The 26,211-nt window shown below is 63.2% G+C and carries 24 protein-coding genes, 1 tRNA gene and 2 pseudogenes; 9 read left to right on the top strand and 18 right to left on the bottom strand.

Going from position 1 to position 26,211, the window contains the following annotated elements:
* Positions 1-24: 24 nt before the first annotated feature.
* The 14 genes and pseudogenes from GKC70_RS08230 to GKC70_RS08165 all read right to left on the bottom strand — a co-directional run bounded on the left by GKC70_RS08230 (position 25) and on the right by GKC70_RS08165 (position 13,810).
* A complete protein-coding gene (locus tag GKC70_RS08230; protein WP_342651024.1) occupies positions 25-1,593 on the bottom strand; it encodes a flagellar hook-associated protein 3 in 1,569 nt (522 codons plus the stop codon).
* A gap of 14 nt (positions 1,594-1,607) precedes the next feature.
* Complete coding sequence (gene flgK, locus GKC70_RS08225) at positions 1,608-3,653, bottom strand: flagellar hook-associated protein FlgK (protein WP_342651023.1); 2,046 nt, start codon at positions 3,651-3,653, stop codon at positions 1,608-1,610.
* Between the two features lie 12 nt (positions 3,654-3,665).
* Positions 3,666-4,861, bottom strand: a pseudogene (gene flgJ / locus GKC70_RS08220) (flagellar assembly peptidoglycan hydrolase FlgJ).
* 11 nt (positions 4,862-4,872) lie between these two features.
* On the bottom strand, positions 4,873-5,988 hold the full coding sequence (locus GKC70_RS08215) for a flagellar basal body P-ring protein FlgI (protein WP_162889550.1): 1,116 nt from the start codon (positions 5,986-5,988) through the stop codon (positions 4,873-4,875).
* Between the two features lie 6 nt (positions 5,989-5,994).
* Positions 5,995-6,690: a flagellar basal body L-ring protein FlgH gene (gene flgH, locus GKC70_RS08210; protein WP_342651022.1), complete on the bottom strand. Its 696-nt coding sequence runs from the start codon at positions 6,688-6,690 to the stop codon at positions 5,995-5,997.
* Between the two features lie 60 nt (positions 6,691-6,750).
* Entirely contained in the window at positions 6,751-7,536 is a 786-nt protein-coding gene (gene flgG / locus GKC70_RS08205) for a flagellar basal-body rod protein FlgG (RefSeq protein ID WP_029612435.1), read from the bottom strand.
* A gap of 48 nt (positions 7,537-7,584) precedes the next feature.
* Positions 7,585-8,325 (bottom strand): flagellar basal body rod protein FlgF, encoded by a 741-nt coding sequence (locus GKC70_RS08200; RefSeq protein WP_039578983.1) that lies wholly within the window; start codon positions 8,323-8,325, stop codon positions 7,585-7,587.
* Between the two features lie 213 nt (positions 8,326-8,538).
* The gene (locus GKC70_RS08195; protein WP_039578985.1) at positions 8,539-8,724 is read right to left on the bottom strand and encodes a hypothetical protein; all 186 of its coding nucleotides are present in this window, start codon (positions 8,722-8,724) and stop codon (positions 8,539-8,541) included.
* A 72-nt stretch (positions 8,725-8,796) separates the two neighbouring features.
* Positions 8,797-10,155, bottom strand: coding sequence for a flagellar hook protein FlgE (gene flgE / locus GKC70_RS08190; protein ID WP_342651021.1), 1,359 nt, complete (start codon positions 10,153-10,155; stop codon positions 8,797-8,799).
* Positions 10,156-10,185: 30 nt separating this feature from the next.
* Positions 10,186-10,878 carry a flagellar hook assembly protein FlgD gene (gene flgD, locus GKC70_RS08185; protein ID WP_342651020.1) on the bottom strand — a complete coding sequence of 231 codons (693 nt, stop codon included), beginning with the start codon at positions 10,876-10,878 and terminating at the stop codon, positions 10,186-10,188.
* Positions 10,879-10,894: 16 nt separating this feature from the next.
* The gene (gene flgC, locus GKC70_RS08180) at positions 10,895-11,338 is read right to left on the bottom strand and encodes a flagellar basal body rod protein FlgC (RefSeq protein ID WP_029612437.1); all 444 of its coding nucleotides are present in this window, start codon (positions 11,336-11,338) and stop codon (positions 10,895-10,897) included.
* A gap of 2 nt (positions 11,339-11,340) precedes the next feature.
* Positions 11,341-11,748, bottom strand: coding sequence for a flagellar basal body rod protein FlgB (gene flgB / locus GKC70_RS08175; RefSeq protein ID WP_029612438.1), 408 nt, complete (start codon positions 11,746-11,748; stop codon positions 11,341-11,343).
* A 253-nt stretch (positions 11,749-12,001) separates the two neighbouring features.
* The gene (cheR, locus tag GKC70_RS08170; RefSeq protein WP_029612439.1) at positions 12,002-12,829 is read right to left on the bottom strand and encodes a protein-glutamate O-methyltransferase CheR; all 828 of its coding nucleotides are present in this window, start codon (positions 12,827-12,829) and stop codon (positions 12,002-12,004) included.
* 51 nt (positions 12,830-12,880) lie between these two features.
* Positions 12,881-13,810, bottom strand: coding sequence for a chemotaxis protein CheV (locus tag GKC70_RS08165; RefSeq protein WP_317872321.1), 930 nt, complete (start codon positions 13,808-13,810; stop codon positions 12,881-12,883).
* Between the two features lie 67 nt (positions 13,811-13,877).
* On the opposite strand from GKC70_RS08165, the gene flgA reads away from it, so the two are divergent.
* The 4 genes from flgA to GKC70_RS08145 all read left to right on the top strand — a co-directional run bounded on the left by flgA (position 13,878) and on the right by GKC70_RS08145 (position 16,442).
* Positions 13,878-14,630, top strand: coding sequence for a flagellar basal body P-ring formation chaperone FlgA (gene flgA / locus GKC70_RS08160; RefSeq protein ID WP_039578992.1), 753 nt, complete (start codon positions 13,878-13,880; stop codon positions 14,628-14,630).
* Positions 14,631-14,789: 159 nt separating this feature from the next.
* Positions 14,790-15,104, top strand: a complete 315-nt coding sequence (gene flgM, locus GKC70_RS08155) for a flagellar biosynthesis anti-sigma factor FlgM (protein WP_039578995.1) — start codon at positions 14,790-14,792, stop codon at positions 15,102-15,104.
* 46 nt (positions 15,105-15,150) lie between these two features.
* On the top strand, positions 15,151-15,618 hold the full coding sequence (locus GKC70_RS08150; protein ID WP_304483253.1) for a flagellar protein FlgN: 468 nt from the start codon (positions 15,151-15,153) through the stop codon (positions 15,616-15,618).
* An 80-nt stretch (positions 15,619-15,698) separates the two neighbouring features.
* Positions 15,699-16,442, top strand: coding sequence for a flagellar regulator YcgR PilZN domain-containing protein (locus GKC70_RS08145; protein ID WP_342651019.1), 744 nt, complete (start codon positions 15,699-15,701; stop codon positions 16,440-16,442).
* A gap of 62 nt (positions 16,443-16,504) precedes the next feature.
* Here GKC70_RS08145 and GKC70_RS08140 read toward each other — a convergent pair whose 3' ends face one another.
* From GKC70_RS08140 to bkdR, 3 genes and pseudogenes are all read right to left on the bottom strand, one after another.
* Positions 16,505-17,860: an MFS transporter gene (locus GKC70_RS08140; protein WP_342651018.1), complete on the bottom strand. Its 1,356-nt coding sequence runs from the start codon at positions 17,858-17,860 to the stop codon at positions 16,505-16,507.
* A gap of 125 nt (positions 17,861-17,985) precedes the next feature.
* Positions 17,986-19,226, bottom strand: a pseudogene (locus GKC70_RS08135) (glutamine synthetase family protein).
* A gap of 206 nt (positions 19,227-19,432) precedes the next feature.
* A complete protein-coding gene (gene bkdR / locus GKC70_RS08130) occupies positions 19,433-19,918 on the bottom strand; it encodes a Bkd operon transcriptional regulator BkdR (protein WP_039579003.1) in 486 nt (161 codons plus the stop codon).
* 197 nt (positions 19,919-20,115) lie between these two features.
* Between bkdR and GKC70_RS08125 the strand changes: the two genes are divergently transcribed.
* The 4 genes from GKC70_RS08125 to lpdA are packed head-to-tail and all read left to right on the top strand — an operon-like array spanning position 20,116 to position 25,068.
* On the top strand, positions 20,116-21,348 hold the full coding sequence (locus tag GKC70_RS08125) for a 3-methyl-2-oxobutanoate dehydrogenase (2-methylpropanoyl-transferring) subunit alpha (RefSeq protein ID WP_039579006.1): 1,233 nt from the start codon (positions 20,116-20,118) through the stop codon (positions 21,346-21,348).
* Position 21,349: 1 nt separating this feature from the next.
* Positions 21,350-22,405 carry an alpha-ketoacid dehydrogenase subunit beta gene (locus GKC70_RS08120; protein ID WP_039579008.1) on the top strand — a complete coding sequence of 352 codons (1,056 nt, stop codon included), beginning with the start codon at positions 21,350-21,352 and terminating at the stop codon, positions 22,403-22,405.
* Positions 22,406-23,686 (top strand): dihydrolipoamide acetyltransferase family protein, encoded by a 1,281-nt coding sequence (locus GKC70_RS08115; protein WP_342651017.1) that lies wholly within the window; start codon positions 22,406-22,408, stop codon positions 23,684-23,686.
* 2 nt (positions 23,687-23,688) lie between these two features.
* Positions 23,689-25,068 (top strand): dihydrolipoyl dehydrogenase, encoded by a 1,380-nt coding sequence (gene lpdA, locus GKC70_RS08110; protein ID WP_342651016.1) that lies wholly within the window; start codon positions 23,689-23,691, stop codon positions 25,066-25,068.
* Positions 25,069-25,145: 77 nt separating this feature from the next.
* On the opposite strand, the gene GKC70_RS08105 is transcribed toward lpdA, so the two are convergent.
* Positions 25,146-25,217 (bottom strand) — tRNA-Arg (locus tag GKC70_RS08105).
* A 622-nt stretch (positions 25,218-25,839) separates the two neighbouring features.
* Between GKC70_RS08105 and GKC70_RS08100 the strand changes: the two genes are divergently transcribed.
* The gene (locus tag GKC70_RS08100; RefSeq protein ID WP_029613963.1) at positions 25,840-26,166 is read left to right on the top strand and encodes an Arc family DNA-binding protein; all 327 of its coding nucleotides are present in this window, start codon (positions 25,840-25,842) and stop codon (positions 26,164-26,166) included.
* Positions 26,167-26,211: the final 45 nt, after the last annotated feature.

The raw sequence follows: 26,211 nt of genomic DNA, 5'->3' as shown, positions 1-26,211 counted from the left end.
CAGGACCGATGACAGCCGAGCCGATCAGATGTAATTGACCAACGACAAACTGGCGATCTTGGCGTAGGACTGCAGCGAAGCCTGATACATGTTGGTCTGCATCTGCAGGCGCATCATCACCGATGCCGGGTCGCTGTCGCGGATCGAGCTCTGGGTCTTGGCGTTCTCGGTGGTCAGCGCCTCGTTGGTCTCGGACTGCACGTCCAGCGCCGCACCGCGGCCACCGATGCTGCTGATGGACGAGGCGACCTGATCGGACGCGCTGCGGACATTGCCGATCGCCGAATCCAGGGCGGCCTGGAAGTTGCGCTTGGCCGTCGGATCACTGTCCACAGGGGAGCTCAGGGCCGCGCGCAACTGGCCGATGGTGTCGAGTACGTTCTGGGTCTGATGGGTATCGACCTTGATGCCGAACGCGTCACCGGCACTGGGGGTGCCCGATAGTTGGAAGCTCACCCCCGAGGCGGTCGCCGTTGAACCTGACAGCGTTCCGCTGGAAATCGGGCGGCTATTGTCGCTCATCGGTGCGGCGTACAGCTCGAAGTCGGTGGCGCTGGTGAACTTCAAGACCGCACCGCCGCTCGGGAACGAGGCGTTGTACTGGCCCTGGTTGCTGATGGTAGCGCCGGTCACCTGCGCCGAAGAGCTGTTGCCGGGGCTGCGCGTGCCGGCGATAGAGTCGGCCTTGGAGCTCAGGCTGAAGGTGTGCCCTGCGATGGCTGCATCCGGGTTCGCCTGGTCGCCCGGTTTGAGGCTGATGCCCAGACGCAGGTCCACTCCGCGGAAAGAGATCGAAGGGTTGTCGCTCTTGGGATCGAACTTGCCGCCCTGAGAGGCTTCCAGCGTGACATCGTTACCACCGGCGTCGAGGATGCGGTACTGGGTGCTGCTGAGAAACTCGATGTTGTACGGCTCGCCGCCGCGGAAGCGGTCGTTGTAGGTGGCGCTGCCGGACACTTGCCCATCAGACAGGCTCACGCGTCCGTCGTCCACCGCCGGCGAGGTCAGGCGGGTCTGGCTGCGGCTGGTATTGAGCGCCTGTTCGAAGGCGTCGTAGCCCGTCTCGTTGGTCGCCAGGCTGAGCATGTCACCGACCTGTAGCTTGAGCTGGCTCTGGTCGCCCTGATAGCTGTAGGTGCCGTCAGCGTTGCGGGCATACGGTGGGGTGTCGCCCTTGGAGCCGGAGAACAGGTACTTGCCGTTCTCGTCACGGCTGTTCATCAGGGAGAACAATTGCTCCTCCAGCGATTTCAGCTCGGCGGCATTGGCCTTGCGGTCGTCGTCGGTGAAGCCGGCGTTGCCGGAACTGACCGCCAGTTCGTTGACACGCTGCAGGATGTTGCTGATGCCGTTGAGCGTGCTCTCTGCCGTGCCCAGCGCGTTGCGCACGTTGGTGGTGTTGGTCTTGTACTGGTCCAGCATATTCTTCTGCTGATCGAGTTGCAGCAGCCGCGAGGCGCCCACCGGATCGTCGGCGGCGGTACGCACGCGGACCAGATCGGTGGCTTCCTGCTGGGTCTTGACCAGGTTGCCGAAGCTGCGCTGGTTGTTGGTGCTGCTGGTGTTGTAGAACTGCGAAGTGGAAATGCGCACGGTCTACGTCTCCTTCAAAGACTGTTGATCAAGGTGGCGAAGGTGGCCTGGGCCGCCTTGATGATCTGCGAGGACGCGGTGTAGTACTGCTGGAACTTGACCAGGTTGCCGGTCTCTTCATCGATCGACACACCCGAGACGCTGTCGCGCCCTTCCAGTGCCGACTTCTGCAACGCGTCGGTGGCATCCATGTCCATGCTCGCCTGGCTGGCCTTGCCGCCGACGTTGGACACCAGCTTGGCGTAGGCGTCGGTCATGCTGATACCACGGCCGTCAGCGCCGACGTCCACCGTGGCCTTGGTTTGCAGGTCGAGAATCGACTGGGCGTTGCGGTTGTCGGAGGAACCGCCGGCGGTCAGCGACACCGTGAAGTTGTCACCGCTTTTCGGCGCACCCGACACGTCCATCTCGAAGGTGAAATTACGCTGGGTGGCGCCGTCCATGATCGGGTTGCCGGAGCCGTCGACCATCGGCACCGAAAGCTGCAGCTTGTTGCTCTGGCCGGGGATGATGGTGCCGGTGCCGATCGAATTGCCCTTGGCGTCGTACAGGGTGTAGCCCTGGGGCGAGGCGGAGTCGTCGCCGAACACCAGCTTGACCGGCGTGGAGTACTTCAGGCCCGTCTGCAACTCGGCGCGGTCGGTGGCGTTGTAGATGTCCAGCTTGGAGGTCAGGGTCGGCTGGTTGACCAATCCGGTGCCCTGGTTGCCCGCGCCGTTGACCACACTCAGTGGCGAGGACATGGCCAGGCGCTTGGGGTCGGTCAGCACCGCCTGGATACCGGCAGCGGCATTGCGCGTCGGGGTGATCTTGAAACTGTCACCGGCGGACACCGCGCCGCCGTTGAGCGACAGGCTGAAACCTTCGATCACCTTGGGCGGGTTGTCGGTGAGGTCGAAATTGCCCATACCGGTGCCATCGGGCAGCTTGCGCACGTTGTAGCCGGTGGCGCTGGTGAAGGTCACCTGGTAATCGCTGGTGCCGAGCTTGCCGCTGTCCTTGATGGTCACATCGAGGTTGCCGGAACCGGCGCTGTTGCCTTGTCGGGCGATGCTGCGCTCGCTGACGGCCTTGGCGCTGTTGATGTCGCCGAACAGCAGCGCGCCGAACTCGCCGTTCTTGTCGATGCCCTGCCCCAGTTGGCTGTTGATCGCGTCGGAGATCACCAGCGCCACGCGGCCCAGCTCGTTGAGCGCCGGGTCCAGGGTTTCCTTGCGGTAACGCAGCAGGCCGCCGAGCTCACCGCCGGTGGTGGAGGCGGTGATGTCCATCTTGGTGCTGCCGCGGTTGATGACCAGGCTCATGCGCGTGGGATCGTCGCGCCCCGGCGCCACTTCCAGGGCCTGGGTGGTCTTGCCGAGCACCAGCGCCTGGCCGTTGGGCAAGTAGATGTCGTAGTTGCCTTCGCGCTCGACCACCTGGGTGCCGACCAGCTTGTTCAGTTCGCGCACCGCACCGTCGCGCTGATCGAGCAGGTCGTTGGGCTGGCCCTGGATCGCCGAGACACGGGAAATCTGCTCGTTGAACTGGGCGATGGTGGTGGTGAGCTTGTTCACCTGGTCGGCCATCGACGCCATGTTGGCGTTGAGGTTGGCGTTCTGTTGGTTGAGCTGCGAGGACAGGCTGTTGAAGCGCTTGGCCAAGGTCTGCGCGCCGGTCAGCAGCAATTGCCGCGAGGCGTCCTCGTTGGGCTTGGCCGCCGCGTCCTGCATGGCGTTGAAGAAGCCCTTCAGCGCTGCGGTGATGCCGGTGTCGGCACTCGACAGCGCCGTATCGAGCGGAGCGATCTGCTTGAGGTACGAGGTGGCGTCGCTGGACAACGAGGTGGTGGTGCGCAGCTGGTTCTCGAGGAAGGCGTTGTACACCCGGCGCACGTCGGCCAAGGTCGTGCCGCTGCCCATGAAGACCGTGCCGGTCTGCTGCGAGCCCTTGGTCTTCTGCACGATCTGCTGGCGAGAGTAGCTGTCCACATCGGCGTTGGCGATGTTGTTACCCAGGGTATGCAACCCCGATTGCGCGGCGCCCAGCCCGGACATGCCAATGTTGATCAAGCTCGCCATGTTTCGCTGCCCTTAAAGTTGCGTGGTGGTCCCGAGCATTGCGTAGCTCGTGTCCGACTTCATTTGTCGTGCGATCTGCGAGATCTTGCTGGCGTAGTTGGGGTCGGTGGCATACCCCGCCTTCTGCAGCTCTCGCACGAACTGTTCCGGTTTATCGGCTGCGTTCACCGCAGCTTGATAGCGCGAATTGTTCTGTAACAGGCTGACCAGGTCGTGGAAGCTGTCCTGGTACGACGCGTAGGAGCGGAACGCCGCCGTCTCCTTGACGAACTGGCCGTCACGAAACTCGCTGGTGATCGCCCGCGCCTCGCCGCCCTGCCAGTTGCCGGTGGCCTTGATGCCGAACAGGTTGTGACTGCTGCTGCCGTCGGGATTGCACATGACCGACTTGCCCCAGCCGGTTTCCAGGGCCGCCTGGGCCACCAGATAGCGCGGATCGATGCCGATGCGCTTGGCGGCCTGCTCGGCCATCGGCAGCATGGTGGCGACGAAAGCGTCGCTGTCGGCGAACGCTTTCTTCGGCGCCAGCGGTGGCTGGGCCACGGCGCGGCCGAGGATCTGCAGGTCACGCCCGGGCGCGGCGAACGCTTGCGCCGGTTCCCAGTCGCCAGTGGCCACGCCGCCGGGGGAATGTCGCCGCGTTGCGGCAGTGCCGCTGCGTTGCCAGCCGCCGCAGGCGCGCTCGCCGACGGCACAATGCCGGCCAACAGGCGATCGGTGAGCTTGCCGGGCAGCGACAGGCGCCGCGCATTGAGCGCCGCCACGTCGTTGCGGGTCGACGTGGACTCCATCGCCTGCGGCGCGGCGACCACCTTGGTGCCCCACAGCGCCGGCGCATTGCCGTCCACGCGCGGGAACGGACTGGTGTTGGGACGCGCGGCCTTGTTCTTCGACAACTGGCGCACCAGCACGTCCTGCAGACCGATACCGCCGCCCTCGCGGGACATGCTCACGGACAACTGCTGGTCGTACATGTCGCGGTACTGCTTGACCGTCTCGGTGTTCATCGGGTCGTCGGCCGCCATGACATCGCCCGCCTTGCGCGAGGCCTTGAGCATCTCGCCGATGAACAGCGATTCGAACTCCTGGGCCACCTTGCGGATGTTGCCCTCGCTGTCGCGGTCGCCGTGCTTGAGCGAACTCAGGCGATTGAGGTCGGTGTAGGCGCCGCTGTCGGCGCTGCCAGAAACCAGGCTCTTGGGGGTCATCGCCAGGTTCCTCAGATCACGATCAGGTCGGCTTGCAAGGCGCCGGCCTGTTTCAGGGCTTCGAGGATCGCCATCAGGTCACCCGGCGCTGCGCCGACCTGGTTCACCGCACGGACGATCTCGTCCAGCGTGGTGCCCGGGCCGAACTTGAACATCGGCTTGGCTTCCTGCTGCGCGTTGACCCGCGAGCGCGGCACCACGGCGGTCTGGCCGTTGGACAGCGGCCCTGGCTGGCTGACGATCGGGTCTTCGGTGATGGTCACGGTCAGGCTGCCGTGGGTGACGGCGGCTGGCGAGACTTTCACGTTCTGGCCGATCACGATGGTGCCGGTGCGCGAGTTGATGATGACCTTGGCCACGGCCTGGCCGGGATCGATCTCCAGGTTCTCAAGGATCGACAGGTAGTCCACGCGCTGGCTGGGGTCCATCGGCGCGCTGACGCGTACCGATCCGCCGTCCAATGCCTGGGCCACGCCCGGGCCGAGCAGCTCGTTGACCTTGTCGACGATGCGCTTGGCCGTGGTGAAGTCGGGGCGGTTGAGGTTCAACGTCAGGGTATTGCCTTGGTTGAAGCCGCTCGGCACCGCGCGCTCGACCGAGGCGCCGCCGGGAATGCGTCCGGCTGACGGCACGTTGACGGTGATCTTGGAGCCGTCGCGACCTTCGGCGTCGAAGCCACCGACCACCAGGTTGCCCTGGGCGATGGCATAGACGTTGCCGTCAATACCCTTGAGTGGCGTCATCAGCAGGCTGCCGCCGCGCAGGCTCTTGGAGTTACCGATCGAGGACACGGTGATGTCGATCACCTGCCCCGGCTTGGCGAACGCCGGCAGGTCGGCATGCACCGACACCGCCGCGACGTTCTTGAGCTGCACGTTGCCCGACCCCGGCGGCACCTTGATGCCGAACTGCGAGAGCATGTTGTTGAAGGTCTGCAGGGTGAACGGCGTCTGGGTGGTCTGGTCACCGGTGCCGTTGAGCCCCACCACCAGCCCGTAGCCGATCAACTGGTTGGCGCGCACGCCGGAAATGCTGGCGATGTCCTTCAGCCGTTCGGCCTGGGCGGCGACGGCGAAGGTCAGGAGCAAGGTCGCGGCAATCAACTGCCTGGCGTTGAACATGGTCATCCGTACTCAGAAGGGCCAAAGCGGGCTCATGAAGAAGCGGTCCAGCCACCCGGGCTGGCTGGCGTCGGCGAAGGAGCCGGTGCCCGAATAGGTGATGCGCGCGTCGGCCACACGGGTGGACGGCACGGTGTTGTCGGTGGCGATGTCGTCGGCACGCACCAGCCCGGCGATGCGCACCAGCTCTTCGCCGGTGTTCAGGGTCATCCACTTCTCGCCGCGCACGGCGATGATGCCGTTGGGCAGCACCTCAGCCACGGTCACGGTGACCGAGCCGGTCAGGGTGTTGCCCTGGCTGGCCTGACTGGCGCCCTTGGTGGTCCGCTCACCGTTATAGCCGGCATTGAGCGACAGGTCGCCGCCGCCGAACGGGTTGTTGGTGTTCGGGGTGGTGCCGAACAACGAGGTCAGACCGAGGTTGGCCTTGCTGTTCTTCTGCAACTGCGAACCGGCGTTCTTGCTCGCCGAGGTGCGCTCGTTGAGGGTGATGGTGATGATGTCACCGACCCGGAACGCCTTGCGGTCGCCGTACATGTTCTGTTCGAACCCGGCCTGGTAGATCGAACCGTTGTTGGCCGCCGACGGCAGCGGGGTGCGTGGCAGCACGGGCGCATAGTACGGGTCGTTGGGCTTGGCCGACGGTGCGACGCAGCCGGCCAGCAACACGGCACCACCCAGGGCGACGACGGACAACAGACGATTCATGACGCTTACCTCACGGTGTAACGGGCGCTGCCACGGCAGCCGGGTCGCTAGAGCCAGGGCTCAGAGTTTCTGGGTGACGAACGACAGCATCTGGTCGGCGGTGGAGATGACCTTGGAGTTCATCTCGTAGGCACGCTGGGTGGTGATCATGTTCACCAGTTCTTCCACGGTGCTGACGTTGGAGTTTTCCAGGGTCTGTTGCAGCGTGGTGCCCAGCCCGTTCAGACCCGGGGTGCCCACCTGCGGCGCGCCGCTGGCGGCGGTTTCGAAGAACAGGTTGCTGCCGATCGCCTGCAGGCCGGCCGGGTTGATGAAGTCGGCGGTCTGGATGTTGCCGATGATCTGCGCGGCGGGGTTACCGGGCACAGTGATCGACACGGTGCCGTCCTGGCCGACGGTGAAGGTCTGCGCCTCCGGCGGCACGACGATGGCAGGCTCCAGGGCGAAACCGTTGGCCGTGACGATCTGGCCGTCCGAATTGAGGTGGAAGGTGCCGTCACGGGTATAGGAAACGGTGCCATCAGGCTGCAGGACCTGGAAGAACCCCCGGCCGTTGACGGCCAGGTCCAGCGGGTTCTCGGTGGTCTGCAGGCTGCCGGTCTGGAAGTTCTTCTGGGTGCCGACGACGCGCACACCGGTACCGACCTGCAGACCCGACGGCAGCTCGCTGTCCTGGGTCGACTGGGCGCCAGGCTGACGCTTGGTCTGGTACAGCAGGTCCTGGAACTCGGCACGGTCGCGCTTGAAGCCAGTGGTCGAGACGTTGGCCAGGTTGTTGGAGATGACCGACAGGTTGGTGTCCTGTGCGGAGAGGCCGGTTTTAGCGACCCAAAGAGCCGGAAGCATTCAGTGTTCTCCTCGTGCGCCTGTTTTACGGCACCCGTTCAAAGGTAATTAGCCGAGCTGCAAGACCCGAGCCATGGCTTGGTCGCCTTCTTCGGCGGCCTTCATCATCTTGACGTGCAGTTCGAACTGACGGGACAGCGCCAGCACCGAGGTCATTTCTTCCACGGCATTGACGTTGCTGCCCTGAAGGAAACCCGAGACCACGCGCACGTTGGCATCGGCATCGGCCGGCTGGCCGCTGTTGGTGTGGATCAATCCATCCAGGCCTTTATGCATGGCCTTGATGTCCGGATTGACCAGCTTAATGCGGTCCACTTCGGCCATGACCCGCGGATCTTCGCCCATGGCGCGAATGCTGATGGTGCCGTCGTCACCCACTTCGACTTTCTGCTCAGGCGGAATGGCGATCGGTCCGCCGTTGCCCATCACCGCCATGCCATTGCCGGCACGCAGCACGCCGAGCGCGTCGATGTTCAGGCTGCCCGTGCGCACGTAAGCTTCGCTGCCGTCCGGCGCCTGCACGGCCATGAAACCGTTGCCGCTGACCGCCACGTCCAGGTCACGACCGGTTTCGATCAACGGGCCTGCACTGAAGTCAGTGGCGGGCCGCTCGCTCATGGCGAAGGCACGCGCCGGAAAGCTGTCGCCGAACACGGGCATCGAACGCGCCTGTTCCAGGTCGCGCTGAAAGCCATTGGTGGAAACGTTCGCCAGGTTGTTGGCATGCGCCTTCTGCGCCACCGCGTTCTGGGCGGCGCCGGTCATGGCGACGTAAAGCATCTTGTCCACAGTCATCCTCCGCTGCACTGGCGATCGATTGCCGCTCACCGTTGCTGTGCAGGCTGTAAAGCAAGTTCCGAACCAACTTTCCAGAATTCGCTAAAAAGCCCGTGAACACGGGCTTTCGAGGGATCGGAGCAGTGGTTGGATGTCGGTTATCCGGCGCGGCTTTGCCGCCGGTGGCAAGGGGGTGCCAAAAGTTCGAGAGCCGCGAAGCCGCCCTCAGCGGTCACGGCATCCGCCATTGTCATAGGGCCCGGCGAAGCGCTTCCAGCCCTCCCCTGGCGACCACTGCGAGCACACCAGACGTCCGTCTACCTGACTCTCCCAGCGCCACCAGGGCGCGGTGCCGGCCTGGGCCTGCAGCAGGCACAGCCCGGCAAGCAGCGCGACTGCGACTTTCCTCATGATCACTCCTGCACAAACGACGAGCCCCTTCAAGGCAAAGGGGCTCGGATCACTACGCTCGACCGAAGACCATCAGGTCATCTGGATGATGGTCTGCATGATGGTGCTTTCGGTGGAGATGGTCTTGGCGTTGGCCTGGTAGTTGCTCTGCGCCTTGACCAGCTCGACCAGCTCCTGCGTCAGGTTGACGTTCGAGGCTTCCAGGGAGTTGGACTCCACCGAACCCAGGGTGCCGGTCTTCGGCGCATCGACACCCGGAATGCCGGAAGCGAAAGTTTCCTTCCAGCGGGTACCGCCGATCTGCTGCAGCCCCTGGTCGTTGGCGAAGCTGGCGATGGCCACTTGGCCGATTGCACGCGACTGCTGGTTGCTGAAGCTGGCGAACATCACCCCCGAGGAGTCGATCGACAGGCTCGACAGGATGCCGGTGGCGTAACCGTCCTGGCTCTGCGACATGCGCGCGGTCTCGGTGTTGTACGAGGTGGTGCTGTTCATCGACAGGCGCATGCCGTCGGTGTTGCCGCTCGAACCGTTGCTCGCCCAGTTACCGGAGGCGTCCTTGGACGCCGGGATCCAGCCCTTGAGGCTGAAGGTGTTGTTGGTCACGCTCCAGTTCGCGGCAGGCACGCCGGTGTTGTCGGTGGCCATGGCCTTGATGCTGCCGTCGGCATTGAATTCCATTGTACCGGTCAGCGGCGCGGCACTGGTCGGATCGAGCGGGTTGCGACCATCAACCAAGGTATACATGGTCCACTCGTTGGTGCCAGTCTTGCGATAGAACTGCTCCATCGTGTGTTCGTTGCCCTGGTTATCGTAGACCTTGGTCGGGAACGATTTGGTGTAGGTGGTCTGATCGGCCGGGTCGAACGGCTTGTTCGGCACCATCACCGGCGGCGTAGCGCCGTTGGACACTTCCAGGGGAATGGTGTCGGCGGAGGAGTTCAGGTTGATGCCCTGATCGATCAGGGTGGTCGCCTTGGGCGCCAGTGCCGAGGTGTCGATCTTCAGATTGGTGAGGATGCCCTTCTGGATCTTGCCGGTGCTGTCGGCGGCGTAGCCTTGCAGGTTCAAACCGTCGGAGGTGACCACATTGCTGTTCTTGTCGGTGCGGAACGCACCGGCACGGGTATAGCTAAGCGAGCCGTTGTCCGAGAGCACGAAGTAGCCCTGGCCCTGAATGCCCATGTCCAGCACGTTGCCGGTATTGTTCACGTCACCCTGGGTGAACTGCTGCGAGACGGCGGCCAGGCGCACGCCGTTACCGATCTGGTTCTTGCCCACGCCCAGACGGTTGGCGCCGGCATAGACGTCGGCGAACTCGGCGCGCGACGACTTGAAGCCGGTGGTGTTGACGTTGGCGATGTTGTTGCCGGTGACGTCCAGTTGCTTGTTGGCTGCGTAGAGACCGCTAAGGCCGATATTGAAAGACATGTAGTGCTCCTTCTGCCGAACAGACCGGCCTTAGATTCCGATGGTTTGTACTTTGGAGATGCCGACCTTGCCGATACCGGCGAGGTTGAGCATCATCTCGCCGCCTGCACCGGCAACGGTGACGCTGGTGACCGTGGCCGGCAGCAGGGTGTACATCTGCTGGTCCTTGCCATCGACGGTGGTGGTGGCGCTGAAGCTGTAGTTGCCGGCAGCGACCTTCTCGCCTTTGTCGTTGGTGCCGTCCCAGATGAAGTCGGCATTGCCCTTGTTCTGCGCGCCGAGGTCGATGGTCTTGACCACGTTGCCGTCCTTGTCCTTGATGGTGATCTTGCCGTTGTCGATGTTCTGCGGCACCACCACCTGGCCATTGAGGCTCTTGCTAGGGTCGATCATGGCCTTGTCGTTCTGCACGATCACCGAGCGACCGACCAGCGAGGACGCCTGCAGGGCCTGAGAGGAACCCATTGCACTGGTAATGCCATTGACCGACTGGTTGAGGGTCTGGATGCCCTCCAGGCTGCTGAACTGCGCCAACTGCGAGACGAACTCGCTGTTGTCCTGCGGGTCGAGGGGGTTCTGGTGCTGCATCTGGGTGACCAGCAACTGCAGGAAGGCATCTTTGCCGAGCGCGTTCTTGTCGGTCGACTCGGTGGTGTTCTTCTTGGTGTTGCCAGTGGTGCTCACGCCCGAATTGGCGAGGACTTCATTGAGGTTCGTGGCCATGTCTTACACTCCGTGATCACTGACCCAGGGTCAGGACCTTCTGCATCATGGTCTTGGCGGTGTTCATCAGCTCGGCGTTGGTCTGGAACGCACGGCTGGCGGAGATCATGTCAGCCATCTCCTCGACCACGTTGACGTTGGGGTAGTAGACGTAGCCGTCCTTGTTCGCCGCCGGGTGGTTGGGCTCGTAGCGAGCCTCCAGATTGCTCTGGTCCTCAATGATGCCCTTGACCTGCACGCCCTGGCCGGCCTGCCCCTGATCCTCGAACAGCGACTGGCTGCCGCCGTTCTGCGCCTGCTCGAAGGTGGTGGCGAACACCGGGTGGCGGGCACGGTAGGTCTGGTCGATGCTCGAGGACACGGTCTCGGCGTTGGCGATGTTGGAAGCGACGGTGTTCAGTCGCGTGTTCTGCGCACTCATGCCGCTACCGGCGATATTGAAGACACTGGCAAGGGACATGGTCACTCTCCGCGCAGGGCCGATACCAGCCCTTTGAATTTACTGTTGAGCAAGGTGAAGCTGGCCTGGAAGTCGATGGCGTTCTGCGTGTAGTTCGACTGTTCCATATGGGCATCGACGGTGTTCTGGTCGATCGACGGCTGCATCGGCGTGCGGTACTTGAGCGTGTCGTCGGCCAGCGCCATGCCTTCGGCCTCGATGTGTCGGCTGTTGGTGCGCTGCAACGACACCCGCTCTTCGGTGCGCTTGCCGGACTCACCGGCCAGTACCGAGGCGAAGTCCAGGTCGCGGGCCTTGTAGCCGGGGGTGTCGGCGTTGGCGATGTTGTTGGCCAGCACCTCGGCGCGCTGGGCGCGCAGACCCAATGCCTTTTCGTGGATGCCGAGGGCGTTGTCGAAGCTGATGCTCATGTCGGGGAACCTTCGAAGGTTGACCTGCGTTGCGTTGGCCAAGATATAGCAAGGGCTGTGCCAACACGCCACAGCCCAGCAATGCCGGGCATTGAACCTTTAGCGAGGGGTTTGGCCTGCCAGAAAAGCGGCAAGGGGTTTCCGCTTCATGGCGGCGAAGCGGCAAAAGCGCAGCGGCAACGGCGGCAATCCAAAAAATTGACGTGATCGCGCAGAACGAAAAAACCGGCGTCTTTCGACACCGGCTTTTTCATTACTTGGCCTGGTAGATGATCCCCGGACTGCACTGGACCATCTGGTAATGATCCGGCAAGCCGTTCAGCGCTTCGGAGGCGCCGAGGAACAGATAGCCACCCGGTTTGAGGGTGGCATGAATGCGCATGAGGATGTCTTTCTTCACCTGGGCGGAGAAGTAGATCAACACGTTGCGGCAGAACACGATGTCGAACTTGCCCAGCGACGCGTAGCTGTCGAGCAGGTTGAACGAGCGGAACTCGACGCGACTGCGAATCGGCGGCTTGACCGCCCAGCGGCCCGGGCCTTTCGGGTCGAAGTAGCGCTGCAGGCGTTCCTGGGACAGGCCACGGGCGATGGCCAGGCTGTCGTACTCGCCGGTTTTACAGTTGTTGAGCATGGCGCCGGAGAGGTCGGTGGCAACGATCTGCGCCCCCATCTTCAACTGGCCAAGATTGCTGCGCTCGAATTCGTCGATGGCCATCGACAGCGAATACGGCTCCTGACCCGACGAACACGCCGCCGACCAGATGCGCAGGCGCTGCCCCGGGTTGGCACGAATGAACTCCGGGATGACCCGGCTCTTGAGCACCTCGAACGGATAGGTATCGCGAAACCACAGGGTTTCGTTGGTGGTCATGGCATCGACGACCTGCTCGCGCAGACCGCTGCGTGGCTGGGTCTGAATGCGCTGCACCAGCTCGCCGAGGCTCTTGATGCCCTGCTGCTCCATCAACTTGTTGAGACGGCTGGACACCAGATACTGCTTATTTTCGCCCAGCAGGATGCCACAGGCTTTCTCCAGGAAGACCCTGAACTGTTCGAAATCCAAATTACCCGTAGACAATGCTGCCGCCTCTTTTCAATCGCTTGCGCCGGGGGCGAACCCCCGACAATTTCAGTGCGTCGCCTTGATCCGGTCGACCACGCGGTGGGCCAGGTCATCCGGCCTGAACTTGGCCAGGAAGTCATCGGCGCCGACTTTCTTGACCATCGCCTGGTTGAACACGCCCGACAGCGAAGTATGCAGGAGGATGTGCAGCTTTTGCATGCGTGGATCGCTGCGAATCTCGGCAGTGAGGGTATAGCCGTCCATCTCCGGCATTTCAATGTCGGAAATCATCATCAGGAATTCCTCTTCCGGACGCTTGCCCTCATCCACCAGCTTGCGCAGGTAGTCGAGCGCCTGACGACCATCGTTGAGCGCGACCACTTCCACGCCCACCGTCTGCAGACAACGGCTGACCTGCTTGCGTGCCACCGACGAGTCATCGACCGTCAGCACCCGCAGCAACACGGCCTTGTCCTGCACTTCGGCATCCACCACGCCGGCCGAGACCGACTCCGACGACGGCGCCACTTCGGCCAGCACCTTCTCCACGTCGATGATCTCGACCATGCGATTGTCCACACGGGTGACCGCCGTGAGGTAGTGATCGCGGCCGGTGCCCTTGGGTGGCGGATGGATTTCTTCCCAGTTCATGTTGACGATGCGCTCGACCGAGTGCACCAGGAAGCCCTGGGTCTTGGTGTTGTATTCGGTGATGATCACGAAACTGTTGCGCGTCTCTTCCTTCAGGCCCGGCAGACCGGTGGCCATCGACAGGTCGAGAATGGGAATGGTCGCCCCGCGAATGTTCGCCACGCCACGCACCACCGCATGTGACTTGGGCAACAGGGTCAGGTCCGGGCACTGCAGCACCTCCCGCACCTTGAACACGTTGATGCCGTAGAGTTGATCGCCATTGAGACGGAACAACAGCAGCTCCAGGCGATTCTGTCCAACCAGCTGTGTGCGCTGGTTGACCGAATCCATAACGCCAGCCATGCCAGACTCCTTATGTTTTTCTGCTTGCTAGACAACAAGTCGGCACGGGCTTTGCTTTTTTGAGCCCATGTACACGAAAACGACATTTTTCCGACGACCGACACGCCTCGTGGCCCTTTTTCTGGCCACCGCTTGCCTGTTCGCGTCCGGCGCTCGCACGCTGGCGGATTCGTTTACCTTGCCTGAACAGCTTATCGGTGTCACCCAAGGGTTTCTTGAGTTCACCGTCGAAGATTATCTGAGCCGCACGCAGACCCCTGGGCGTTATGACATTCAGGTCAACAACCTCGACCCGCGCCTGCGCATGCCGCTGTGCAGCCAGTCGCTGGACGCCTCGCTGGAAAGTCCGGCACAGCCACTGGGGCGAGTGACGGTGCGGGTACGCTGTGACGGCGAAGCGCCGTGGACCGTGTTCGTGCCGGCGCAGGTCAAGCTGCTGCGCGACGTGGTGGTGATGACCCGCCCGCTCAAGCGCGAAAGCGTGATCGGCGAAGGCGACGTGACCCTGCGCGAGCGCGACGTCAGCAGCCTGGGCCAAGGGTTCATCAGCGACCTCGATCAAGCCGTGGGCATGAAGCTGTTGCGCCCCACCGTGATGGACCAGGTGCTCACCTTGCAGCAGTTGGAGCAGGCCGAAGTGATTCGCAAGGGCGACCAGGTGGTGATTACCGCCCGCAGCGGCGGCCTGAGCGTGAGAATGCCGGGGGAGGCGCTGGCCAAAGGCGGCCTGACCGAGCAGATCCGCGTGCGCAACCTCAATTCCAAGCGGGTGGTCAAGGCCACGGTGATCGGACCGGGCCAGGTCGAGGTGCCTATGTAACGGGTGGGGGACTGGCGGCAAGGAACCGCCTTTCCTAAACTGGGTCAGAAATCGGGATGCGCGCCTGTACTGACGGACGGCAAAACTTTTATGCCTAAAGTTTGCTCCGGGTTAGCCGAAACAAAGGCAAGCGTCCTATTTACCCAGAGGTTTCTGATCATGGTCATCGACTTCAGTCGTTTGAATAACTCCCCGTCCGTAGCGGGCGGCGTGCGCAGCACGAGCGCCAGCGGCAACAGCGAAAAAGCCGCGGCCAGCAGCGATACCAGCAAGCCGGCCAGCGTCAGCGGAGAAGCGGTACACCTCAGCCAAGAGGCCCAGAAGTTGCAACAGATCAGCGACAAGCTGCGCGATCAGCCCGCCGTCGACAACGCCCGTGTGGCGCAGTTGAAGCAAGCGATCGCCGATGGCAGCTACAAGGTCGATGCCGGCCGTGTCGCCTCCAAACTGCTTGATTTCGAAGCTCAGCGCTAACCCCCGGGTGCGCTGACTCACAGGACGCCAGAGCCCAGAGCCAGCCATGCACGACACCACACTGCTGCAACTGATCGAAGACGACATCGCGCCGACCCAGGAACTGCTCGACCTCCTGCAAAAGGAGACGGTGGCCCTGCATGGTCGTGACATGCAGGTACTGGAGACCATCCTGGCCCGCAAGCAGTCGCTGATCGTCTTGCTCGAACAGCAGGGCATGCGCCGTAATCACCTGCTCAACGGGCTGGGCCTGAGTGCCGACCGGGCAGGCGTGCAGGCCGTTGCCGCGCAGTCGGTCAATGGTGAGCTCATCCTCCAGCAGCTCGATGTGCTAACCGGCCTGATGGACGCTTGCCAGAAGGTCAACGAGACCAACGGTCGGGTCATCCAGGTGCAGCAGCACGCCACGGCCAATCAGATCAGAATCCTCATGGGTGGCGACTCTCCGTCACTGTATGACAGCCGTGGCACCACCTCCCCCATGGACAAGCCTCGGGCGATCAGCCAGGTTTAATAGTCCTGTTCAAGGCACGGATCATACTGGCAAAATGCCGTAACTTGCGTGTGCCGTCTTTGCCTGGAGATCGATAATCCGTGTTCACTGAAACCGATGCACCTCAGCCACCGAAGGTGCTCACCACCGCGCTGGAAATTGCGGCCAACCTGCGCCAACTGATGGACAGCCACGACCCGCTGATCATCAGCTTCCCCGAGCGCAGCCAGCGTTTCCAGAGCTACGTGGTTCACGTGGACCGGGATGCCGACGTGCTGGCCCTGGACGAGCTCATTCCCCGTGATGGCGAGCGATTCATCGAAAACGGCGAGCCTTTCCGCGTCGAGGGCTTTCATGATGGGGTACGCATCGCTTGGGAATGCAATACCTCGCTGACCCTCGGTGAAGTCGATGGGCACCGCTGCTACCGTGGCGCGCTTCCGCAGGAAATGACCTACCACCAGCGTCGTAACGCCTTCCGCGCTGCGCTGAAGCTGTCGCAACTGGTCGACATCACCCTCGATGGCACGCACCTCAAAGGCAACGGCGCCATGCGCGGCAAGCTGCTGGACGTATCCGCCACCGGTTGCAAGCTGCGTTTCGACGGCAACGTCGAGGAGCGTCTGCAACTGGGTCAGGTCTATGAACGCTTCAAGGCTGCCAATCCGCTCGGCCTGAGCGATGTGATGGTGGAGCTACGGCACCTGCACTTCGAAGAGCGCATCAACACCACCTTTGCCGGCTTGCGCTTTCACAACCTCAGCGGCCAGGGCCAGCGCAAGGTCGAGAGTTTCGTTTATCAGTTGCAGCGTGAAGCGCGGCGATTCGACAAAGACGATTATTGATTCCGCGTCGTTAGCCGGGATTGCCAGGGCCGCTCAAGCGGCCCTTTTGCGTTCCATGCGCTTCAACCTGACTTGTCCAGGGGCGCCTGGGAAACAGCGGGGTTGACCGAAGCCGGATGCTCGATCTCGCCCTCGGTGGCCTCGGTGTCTTCGGCCGCCACCGGCGTCTGCATCACATCCTGAACCGTCTGCTCGTCCACCCGCGGGTCGAGCGCCGCCGACAAAGGCGAGCCCGCCGCCGGCATCGCGACGTGACCCAGCGGCGCGTCCTGCACCTGGTGCAGACCGGTAACCGCTTTGGGCCGTATGCGCCAGACCAGTACCAAGGCGAAGAACACGAAGAAGGCGTACAGCATCTGCGCGCCAAGCACCTTCATCAGCACGCCCGCCACCAGCGGCCCGATGCTCGCGCCGACGCCGTAGGTCACCAGCAACATCGCCGTCAACGACACCCGCCGCTCGCTTTCCACGTGGTCGTTGGAAAACGCCACGGCCAGCGGGTACAGGCAGAACTGCAGCAGCGACACGATGAAGCCCATCGCGAACAACACCTCCAAGGGCACGCTGGGCAGAATCGCCAGCGGCAGCGACGCCACGGCCAGTCCTATGGAGATGCTGCGAATCAGCAGCGCACGGTCATAGCGGTCCGACAACCAGCCCAGCGGCCACTGCACCACGAGACCGGCGAAGATGCAGCAGCCCATGAACAGACCGACCTGCTCGGTACTGAGCCCCTGGCGCGCTGCATACAGCGGGGCCAGACCGTAGAACGCACCGACGATCAATCCTGCGCCCAGTACCGTGCTCAACGACTGCGGCACCCGCTTGATGAAGAACTTCGGCTCCATGGGTGCAGGCCGCAACGGTGCAGGGTGAATTCGACGGGTCATGGCCACCGGCACCAGGCACAGGGCAAAGCACATGGCCACCAGCATCAGCAGCTCAGGACCCAGTGCCGGGTGTACCACCAGGATCAACTGACCCAGCACCAGGCCCAGGTAGGAAGCGATCATGTAGCCGCTGAACACCGCACCCCGCTGCTTGGCATCGGCCTGTTCGTTGAGCCAGCTCTCGATGACCATGTACTGGCACATCATGCCCAGGCCAACGATCACCCGCAGGCCGATCCAGGCCGGTACGTAGTTGGTCATGCCGTGTCCCAGCACCGCCGCGCCGACGATACCGGCGCAGGTGGCATAGGCCCGGATATGCCCGACCCGGCCAATCAGCCGATGGCCGACCTTGCCGCCCAATGCCAGGCCGAAATAGTTGGCGGCCATCAGCGCACCCACCCACAGGCTGTCGACCTGATCGGCGGCCAGGCGCAGGGCCAGGTAGGTACTGAGCAGACCGGAACCGATCAGCATCATCAACGCAGCGAAATACAACGAACGAAAGGACTTCCAGATCTGGCGCATGCGACCCCGCGGGCTCCTTGGGCAGGTATGGTGCTGCTGGACAGCATAAGGTCTGTGAACCGTTCATGGGCCGCTGGCCGTAAAAAAAACCAGCGGCGACGCAGGCGCAGAACGGCGTGTCTCGATCAGGCCTGCGCGGCCAGCACCCGCCGCTCCCAGGGGTTATCTCGTCGAGAAAATCGCTCAGTTCCAGCAGCTTGGTAGCGACGTATCCTTCGATGAACACCTCGCCGAACAGTTCCCGCGCCAGTGCGCTGCGACGCAGGCGTTCGAGACCGGCATGCAAGGTGCACGGCAGGCTCAGGTGCTCGGGCACGGTGAACTCGCCCTGCACGGCCGGTGCAGGTTGCAGTCCGCGCTCCAGGCCGTGAAGGCCAGCCGCCAAGCTGGCAGCGAGCGCCAGGTAGGGATTGCAGTCGGCCCCCGGCAGGCGGTTTTCCACGCGCCGGGCCACGGGCGCGCTGGCCGGGATGCGCAGGCCGGCGGCGCGGTTGTCCTGCGACCAGCAAGCGTTGTTCGGCGAGGCATATGGGTGACACAGCCGCTGGTAAGAATTGACGTTGGGTGCGAACAGCGCGGTGAAGTCGGCCATGCAAGCCTGCAGTCCGCCGATGAAGTGAGCGAAGCGCTCGGTCGCCCGCCCCTGCTCATCACTGAAGACATTTCGACCTGTGGCGATTTCGACCAGGCTCTGGTGGATGTGCATCGAGTTGCCCGGCGTGCGCGCCAGCGGCTTGGCCATGCACACTACGGTCAGCCCGTGCCTGAGCGCCACTTCCTTGAGCAGGTGCTTGAACAGGAAGGTCTGGTCGGCCAACAGCAAGGCATCACCGTGCAGCAGATTGATCTCGAACTGGCTGACACCCATCTCGTGCATGAAAGTATCGCGCGGCAGCCCCAGCGCCGCCATGCAACGGTACACCTCGTCGAAGAACGGCCGCAGGCCATTGTTGGAGCTGATGCTGAAGGCCGAGTGGCCCAGTTCGCGACGCCCATCCAGGCCCAGGGGCGGCACGAACGGCTGGTGCGGATCCGGATTGGCGGCGAAGACGAAAAACTCCAGCTCGGTGGCCACCACCGGCGCCAGGCCGAGGGCGGCATAGCGTGCGATGACCGCCTTGAGCTGGCCGCGCGTGGACAACGGCGAGGGTGTGCCATCAAGCTCCACCGCATCACAGATCGCCAGCGCCCGTGGCCGGTCACTCCAGGGCAGCACGTGGGTCTGTTTTGGGTCGGCGACCAGTGCCAGATCACCGTCGTCACTGCCGTAGAACTTCGCCGGCGGGTAGCCGCCCATGATGCACTGCAGCAATACGCCACGCGCCATCTGCAAACGTCGCCCTTCAAGGAAACCCTCGGCGGTCATCACCTTGCCTCGAGGTACGCCGTTCAGGTCGGGCGTGACGCATTCGATTTCGTCGATGCCGGTCAGGCGCTCGGCAGCAGAGCGCAGGCCTTGGGTCGTCATCACAGAGATCCTTGTTGTTTTGGCTGGCCGCGAGCGGCGACAGGCACAACATAGGCCGGGGTGTTTAAAATATCAAGCACCCCGCGCAGGGTGACGGCTACGTCCTATTCACGCAGGGTCATGCCGTTGGCGGGCAGCGGCAAGGCGGTCTTGTAACGCACCTGTTTGAGGGCGAAGCTGGAACGGATGTTGGCCACCCCCGGCAAGCGCGTCAGGTAGTCGAGAAAGCGCTCCAGCGCCTGGATACTGGGCAGCAGCACACGCAACAGATAATCCGGATCGCCGGTCATCAGGTAGCACTCCATCACCTCCGGGCGCTCGGCGATTTCCTCCTCGAAACGGTGCAGCGATTGCTCCACCTGTTTCTCCAGGCTCACATGGATGAACACATTGACGTCCAGTCCAAGCACCTCTGGCGACAGCAACGTCACCTGCTGACGGATGACGCCCTGCTCCTCCATGGCCTTGACGCGGTTGAAGCAAGGGGTAGGCGACAGGTTCACCGAGCGCGCCAGTTCAGCGTTGGTGATCCGTGCATTCTCCTGGAGGCTGTTGAGAATGCCGATATCCGTGCGATCGAGTTTTCGCATGAGACAAATTCACCTGATTCTTGTGGTTGTGCGGAATGTTTATCTGCGCCCTGCGGCAAAGGCAATCAACTTGAGAGAAATATTCTCCGAGCCAGCCTCTAAGATGTAGGGAACGCTGACCTGCCAGTCACGAGCCGGCACTCAGCGGCGATCGTTGCAAAGCTCACAAAAACAATATTCGAGCGAGCGTAAACAGCATGAACGAGTACGCCCCCCTGCGTCTGCATGTGCCCGAGCCTACAGGCCGGCCAGGCTGCCAGACTGATTTCTCCTACCTGCGTCTGAACGACGCCGGTCAAGTTCGCAAACCGCCCATTGATGTCGAACCCGCCGAGACCGCCGATTTGTCCGGCAGCCTGGTGCGCGTGCTCGACGAACAGGGCGACGCCGTCGGTCCCTGGGCCGAAGGCATCGACCCGCAGGTGCTGCGCCAGGGCCTGCGCACCATGCTCAAGACGCGCATCTTCGATAGCCGCATGGTGGTCGCCCAGCGTCAGAAGAAGATGTCCTTCTACATGCAGAGCCTGGGCGAGGAAGCCATCGGCAGCGGTCAGGCGCTGGCGCTGAACCGCAGCGACATGTGCTTCCCCACCTACCGCCAGCAAAGCATCCTGATGGCCCGCGATGTGTCGCTGGTGGACATGATCTGCCAGTTGCTGTCCAACGAGCGCGACCCGCTCAAAGGCCGCCAATTGCCGATCATGTACTCGGTGCGCGAGGCCGGTTTCTTCACCATCAGCGGCAACTTGGCCACGCAGTTCGTGCAGGCTGTTGGCTGGGCCATGGCCTCGGCGATCAAGGGCGATACCAAGATCGCTTCGGCGTGGATCGGCGACGGCGCCACGGCTGAATCCGATTTTCACACCGCCCTCACCTTCGCCCACGTCTACCGCGCGCCGGTGATCCTCAACGTGGTCAACAATCAGTGGGCGATCTCCACCTTCCAGGCCATCGCCGGCGGCGAATCGACCACCTTCGCCGGCCGCGGCGTGGGCTGCGGCATCGCCTCGCTGCGGGTCGACGGCAACGATTTCATCGCCGTCTACGCCGCTTCGCGCTGGGCCGCCGAACGTGCGCGCCGGGGCCTGGGCCCGACCCTGATCGAGTGGGTCACCTACCGCGCCGGCCCCCATTCCACCTCCGACGATCCCTCCAAGTACCGTCCTGCCGATGACTGGAGCCACTTCCCGCTGGGCGACCCGATCGCCCGCCTCAAGCAGCACCTGATCAAGGCGGGGCACTGGTCCGATGACGAGCACCAGGCCGTCAGCGCCGAACTGGAAGCCGAAGTGGTCAAGGCACAGAAAGAGGCCGAGCAGTTCGGCACCCTTGCCAATGGCCACATTCCCAGCGCCGCCTCGATGTTCGAGGACGTGTACAAGGACATGCCCGATCACCTGCGTCGTCAACGCCAGGACCTGGGGGTTTGAGATGAACGATCACACCAGCATCAACCCGGAAAACGCCATGACCACCAGCACCCTGACCATGATCCAGGCCCTGCGCTCGGCCATGGATGTCATGCTCGAACGCGACGAGGACGTGGTCGTCTATGGCCAGGACGTCGGTTACTTCGGCGGCGTGTTCCGCTGCACCGAGGGCCTGCAGGCCAAGTACGGCAAGTCGCGGGTGTTCGACGCGCCGATCTCCGAGAGCGGCATCGTCGGCACGGCGGTAGGCATGGGCGCCTATGGCCTGCGCCCGGTGGTGGAAATCCAGTTCGCCGACTACTTCTATCCTGCCTCCGACCAGATCGTCTCGGAGATGGCGCGCCTGCGCTATCGCTCGGCGGGCGAATTCATCTCCCCACTGACCCTGCGCATGCCCTGCGGCGGCGGCATCTACGGCGGCCAGACCCATAGCCAAAGCCCGGAAGCGATGTTCACCCAGGTCTGCGGCCTGCGCACGGTGATGCCGTCCAACCCCTACGATGCCAAGGGCCTGCTGATCGCCTCCATCGAATGCGACGACCCGGTGATCTTCCTGGAGCCCAAGCGCCTGTACAACGGCCCCTTCGACGGCCACCACGATCGCCCGGTGACGCCTTGGTCCAAGCACCCGCACAGCGCAGTGCCCGACGGTTACTACCGCGTGCCGCTGGACAAGGCCGCCATCACTCGCCCCGGCAACGATGTCACAGTGATCACCTACGGCACCACGGTCTACGTGGCCCAGGTGGCCGCCGAAGAGAGCGGCGTCGATGCCGAGGTGATCGACTTGCGCAGCCTGTGGCCGCTGGACCTGGACACAATCGTGGCCTCAGTGAAAAAGACCGGACGCTGCGTGGTGGTGCACGAAGCCACGCGCACCTGCGGCTTTGGCGCCGAACTGGTGTCGCTGGTGCAGGAGCACTGCTTCCATCACCTCGAAGCACCGATCGAACGCGTCACCGGCTGGGACACACCCTACCCTCACGCACAGGAATGGGCCTACTTCCCAGGGCCTGCGCGGGTCGGTGCGGCATTGAAACGGGTCATGGAGGTCTGAATGGGCACGCACGTCATCAAGATGCCGGACATCGGCGAAGGCATCGCCCAGGTCGAGCTGGTGGAGTGGTTCGTCAAGGTCGGCGACCTGATCGCCGAGGATCAGGTAGTGGCCGATGTCATGACCGACAAGGCCACGGTGGAGATTCCCTCGCCGGTCAGCGGCAAGGTGCTGGCCTTGGGCGGGCAACCCGGAGAGGTCATGGCCGTGGGCAGCGAACTGATCCGGATCGAGGTCGAAGGCAGCGGCAATCATGTCGATGCCGCGCCGAGCCAGGTGCAACAGTCCGCGGCCGCCGTCGCGCCGGCGCAGGTCGAAGTCCAGGCAGCGCCACAGCCACCCATCGAGCGTACTTCCACGCCTGAAGCTGGTCCGGTCGCCTCGCCCATCGTCCCACGCGAAACCCAGGAAAAGCCGCTGGCCTCCCCCGCCGTGCGCAAGCGCGCGCTGGATGCCGGCATCGAGTTGCGCTACGTGCACGGCAGCGGGCCGGCCGGGCGGATTCTCCACGAAGACCTGGATGCCTTCATCAGCGCACCACAGGGCGCTGCGGGTCAGCGGTCGCCCGCCTGCGGCAAACGCACCGACAGCCAACAGGTGCCGGTGATCGGTCTGCGGCGCAAGATCGCCCAGCGCATGCAGGACGCCAAACGCCGGGTGGCACATTTCAGTTACGTCGAAGAAGTCGACGTGACCCAGCTCGAAGCCTTGCGCCAGCAGCTCAACGCGCAATACGGCGAGCGTCGCGGCAAACTCACACTGCTGCCATTGCTGGTGCGCGCGTTGGTGGTCGCCCTACGTGACTTCCCACAGATCAACGCCACTTATGACGACGAAGCCCAGCTCATCACCCGCCACGGCGCTGTTCACGTCGGTATTGCCACCCAGAGCGACAGCGGTTTGATGGTGCCGGTGTTGCGCCACGCCGAGGCGGGCAGCCTGTGGGACAACGCCAGTGAGATCGCCCGCGTGGCGCAGGCCGCACGCGGCAACAAGGCCAGTCGCGAAGAGCTGTCCGGTTCGACCATCACCCTGACCAGCCTGGGCGCCCTGGGCGGCATCGTCAGCACGCCGGTGGTCAATACCCCGGAAGTGGCGATCGTCGGGGTCAACCGCATCGTCGAGCGGCCGGTGGTCGTCGGCGGGCAGATCGTCGTGCGCAAGATGATGAACCTGTCCAGCTCGTTCGATCACCGTGTGGTCGACGGCATGGATGCCGCGCTGTTCATCCAGGCCGTGCGCGGCCTGCTGGAACAACCCGCCTGCCTGTTCGTGGAGTGAGTATGCAACCGATCATCGAGACGACCCTGCTGATCATCGGCGGCGGGCCCGGCGGCTATGTGGCGGCCATCCGCGCCGGACAATTGGGCATTGCGACCGTGCTGGTCGAGGGCCAGGCACTGGGCGGCACCTGCCTGAACGTTGGCTGCATTCCGTCCAAGGCCTTGATTCATGTCGCTGAGCAGTTCCACCAGGCCACCCGGCTGAGCGGCGACTCGCCGCTGGGTATCCGCGTGACGGCGCCGCAGCTGGATATCAGTCGTAGCGTGCAATGGAAGGACGGTATCGTCGACCGCCTCACCAGCGGCGTCGCCGCCCTGCTGAAAAAGCAGGGTGTGCAGGTCATCCATGGCTGGGCGAAGATCCTCGACGGCAAGCACGTGGAGGTCGACGGCCAGCGTATCCAGTGCGAGCACCTGCTGCTGGCAACCGGCTCCAGCAGCGTCGAACTGCCGATGCTGCCGTTCGGCGGGCCGGTCATTTCCTCCACCGAGGCCCTGGCACCTGAGCGTCTGCCAGAACACCTGGTGGTCGTCGGGGGTGGCTACATTGGCCTGGAACTGGGCATTGCCTATCGCAAGCTCGGGGCGCGAGTCAGCGTGGTGGAGGCGCGCGAGCGTATTCTGCCGAGCTACGATGCCGAGCTCACGGCACCGGTGTCTGAATCGCTGAAGGCGCTCGGCATTGCTCTGCACCTGGGATACAGCGTCGAGGGGTATGAGGATGGTAGTCTGCGGGCACGCTCCAAGGCTGACGAACGGCTGCGCCTGGAGGCCGACCAGGTGCTGGTGGCCGTTGGGCGTCGGCCGCGCACTCACGGCTTTGGCCTTGAAGGCCTGGCCTTGACCATGAACGGGGCGGCTATCGCCATCGACGAACGCTGCCAGACCAGCATGCGTAACGTCTGGGCCATCGGCGACGTGGCAGGCGAGCCGATGCTCGCACACCGAGCCATGGCCCAGGGCGAAATGGTGGCCGAGCTGGTCGCCGGCAAGGCGCGGCGATTCGAACCCGCCGCCATTGCTGCGGTGTGCTTCACCGATCCGGAAGTGGTGGTGGCCGGCAAGACGCCGGAACAAGCCCAGGCGCTAGGCTTGGACTGCATCGTCGCGCAGTTCCCCTTCGCCGCCAATGGCCGAGCCATGAGCCTGGAGGCCAAGCGCGGCTTCGTGCGGGTAGTGGCGCGCCGCGACAATCATCTGATCGTGGGCTGGCAGGCGGTCGGGGCGGCGGTGTCGGAATTGTCTACAGCCTTTGCCCAATCGCTGGAGATGGGCGCGCGCCTGGAGGATGTAGCCGGCACCATCCATGCTCATCCAACGCTCGGCGAGGCAGTGCAGGAAGCTGCACTACGGGCGCTGGGACACGCGTTGCATATTTGATGGCATAGACAGGCGGGCCGGGGTTGCAGCATTGGCAGCCCTGGCGGTCTGGCGCACAGTGGCCAGAGAAAGAGATGTGTCCCCTGCTGGAATCGAACCAGCATCTAACCCTTAGGAGGGGCTTGTTCTATCCGTTGAACTAAGGGGACATCGCGGCGAGCATTCTACGCAGATTCAGTAGCTTGGAGAAGCTGACCAAGCTCGAGTGCGACGCACAAGGCCCGCATGTTAACCATCCCATCGCTATTTGTCATGACCAAGATGGCGCCTGGCGTGTCGTCCTCTCCCTCCATTCCCCTCCCCAGCACGCCTACAGGATTAATTGCATATTAGTGGCATCGACAGGGAATTTTTCCCGTGACCGCGGTCCAAACGTCAACGTCGGGCATTGAAGGCCTGATGGGGAGTGCTTGTGACAGGTCGTCGAGGCAGTCCGCTGGCAGCGCAAGATCCTTAGGGCCTTTAGTCATTTCCCTAGGCTTTTGCCGGTTTTACCCGCTCTTTTGAGCCGGATGCGGACTTAAGTGCAAACTGATCGCGTGTAGAACTTTTCAAACCAGTACGCATTTCTGATAATTGGTGCTGGCAAAAAGCCTTTATTCGGATCACTATTTGTCACAGAATTGACGCCAAAGAAACGGCGACCTTGAGGCAAGATGAGCATCCAAAATCACAACGGTTGAACATTTTGCTCTCGCCACGGTCGTAGCCACAACCGTGCGGCCAATTTGAGAACCGCTTCCCTGAACCCGAACTAACCGGTCAATTAATATGCGCCCAATGAAACAGGCTATCTACTCCAGCCGCACCGCTGACAAGTTTGTCGTCCGCCTGCCTGACGGGATGCGTGAGCGCATTGCCGAGGTAGCGCGCAACCATCACCGCAGCATGAACTCCGAAATCATCGCCCGCCTGGAGCAAAGCCTTATCCAGGAAGGCGCCCTGGGCGATGAACTGAGCATGCGTCTGGACAGCCCAGAGTTGTCGCTGCACGAGCGCGAGCTGCTGCAGCGCTTCCGCCAGCTTACCCACCGCCAGCAGAATGCCCTGGTCGCCCTCATCGCCCACGATGTGGAAATGGCCGCAGACGCCTCCTGAGGTTTCCAACGCCCACGAAAAAAGCCAGCGCAAGCTGGCTTTTTT

This window comes from Pseudomonas sp. REB1044 (genome assembly GCF_038813925.1).
Classification (GTDB): Bacteria; Pseudomonadota; Gammaproteobacteria; order Pseudomonadales; family Pseudomonadaceae; genus Aquipseudomonas; species Aquipseudomonas boreofloridensis.
The sequence above is the reverse complement of the archived record's forward strand: the minus strand, read 5'-3'. Positions and strand labels throughout refer to the sequence as shown.

Bases quoted from the DNA above. Each gene is read 5' to 3' on its own strand.
- flgH (WP_342651022.1), bottom strand. From the start codon at position 6,690: ATGAATCGTCTGTTGTCCGTCGTCGCCCTGGGTGGTGCCGTGTTGCTG.
- bkdR (WP_039579003.1), bottom strand. From the start codon at position 19,918: ATGCGAAAACTCGATCGCACGGATATCGGCATTCTCAACAGCCTCCAG.
- flgG (WP_029612435.1), bottom strand. From the start codon at position 7,536: ATGCTTCCGGCTCTTTGGGTCGCTAAAACCGGCCTCTCCGCACAGGAC.
- GKC70_RS08215 (WP_162889550.1), bottom strand. From the start codon at position 5,988: ATGACCATGTTCAACGCCAGGCAGTTGATTGCCGCGACCTTGCTCCTG.
- flgC (WP_029612437.1), bottom strand. From the start codon at position 11,338: ATGTCCCTTGCCAGTGTCTTCAATATCGCCGGTAGCGGCATGAGTGCG.
- GKC70_RS08165 (WP_317872321.1), bottom strand. From the start codon at position 13,810: ATGGCTGGCGTTATGGATTCGGTCAACCAGCGCACACAGCTGGTTGGA.
- GKC70_RS08150 (WP_304483253.1), top strand. From the start codon at position 15,151: ATGCACGACACCACACTGCTGCAACTGATCGAAGACGACATCGCGCCG.
- GKC70_RS08120 (WP_039579008.1), top strand. From the start codon at position 21,350: ATGAACGATCACACCAGCATCAACCCGGAAAACGCCATGACCACCAGC.
- flgB (WP_029612438.1), bottom strand. From the start codon at position 11,748: ATGAGCATCAGCTTCGACAACGCCCTCGGCATCCACGAAAAGGCATTG.
- flgD (WP_342651020.1), bottom strand. From the start codon at position 10,878: ATGGCCACGAACCTCAATGAAGTCCTCGCCAATTCGGGCGTGAGCACC.
- flgK (WP_342651023.1), bottom strand. From the start codon at position 3,653: ATGGCGAGCTTGATCAACATTGGCATGTCCGGGCTGGGCGCCGCGCAA.
- flgA (WP_039578992.1), top strand. From the start codon at position 13,878: ATGTACACGAAAACGACATTTTTCCGACGACCGACACGCCTCGTGGCC.
- GKC70_RS08100 (WP_029613963.1), top strand. From the start codon at position 25,840: ATGCGCCCAATGAAACAGGCTATCTACTCCAGCCGCACCGCTGACAAG.
- GKC70_RS08140 (WP_342651018.1), bottom strand. From the start codon at position 17,860: ATGCGCCAGATCTGGAAGTCCTTTCGTTCGTTGTATTTCGCTGCGTTG.
- GKC70_RS08125 (WP_039579006.1), top strand. From the start codon at position 20,116: ATGAACGAGTACGCCCCCCTGCGTCTGCATGTGCCCGAGCCTACAGGC.
- flgE (WP_342651021.1), bottom strand. From the start codon at position 10,155: ATGTCTTTCAATATCGGCCTTAGCGGTCTCTACGCAGCCAACAAGCAA.
- GKC70_RS08115 (WP_342651017.1), top strand. From the start codon at position 22,406: ATGGGCACGCACGTCATCAAGATGCCGGACATCGGCGAAGGCATCGCC.
- flgM (WP_039578995.1), top strand. From the start codon at position 14,790: ATGGTCATCGACTTCAGTCGTTTGAATAACTCCCCGTCCGTAGCGGGC.
- GKC70_RS08195 (WP_039578985.1), bottom strand. From the start codon at position 8,724: ATGAGGAAAGTCGCAGTCGCGCTGCTTGCCGGGCTGTGCCTGCTGCAG.
- lpdA (WP_342651016.1), top strand. From the start codon at position 23,689: ATGCAACCGATCATCGAGACGACCCTGCTGATCATCGGCGGCGGGCCC.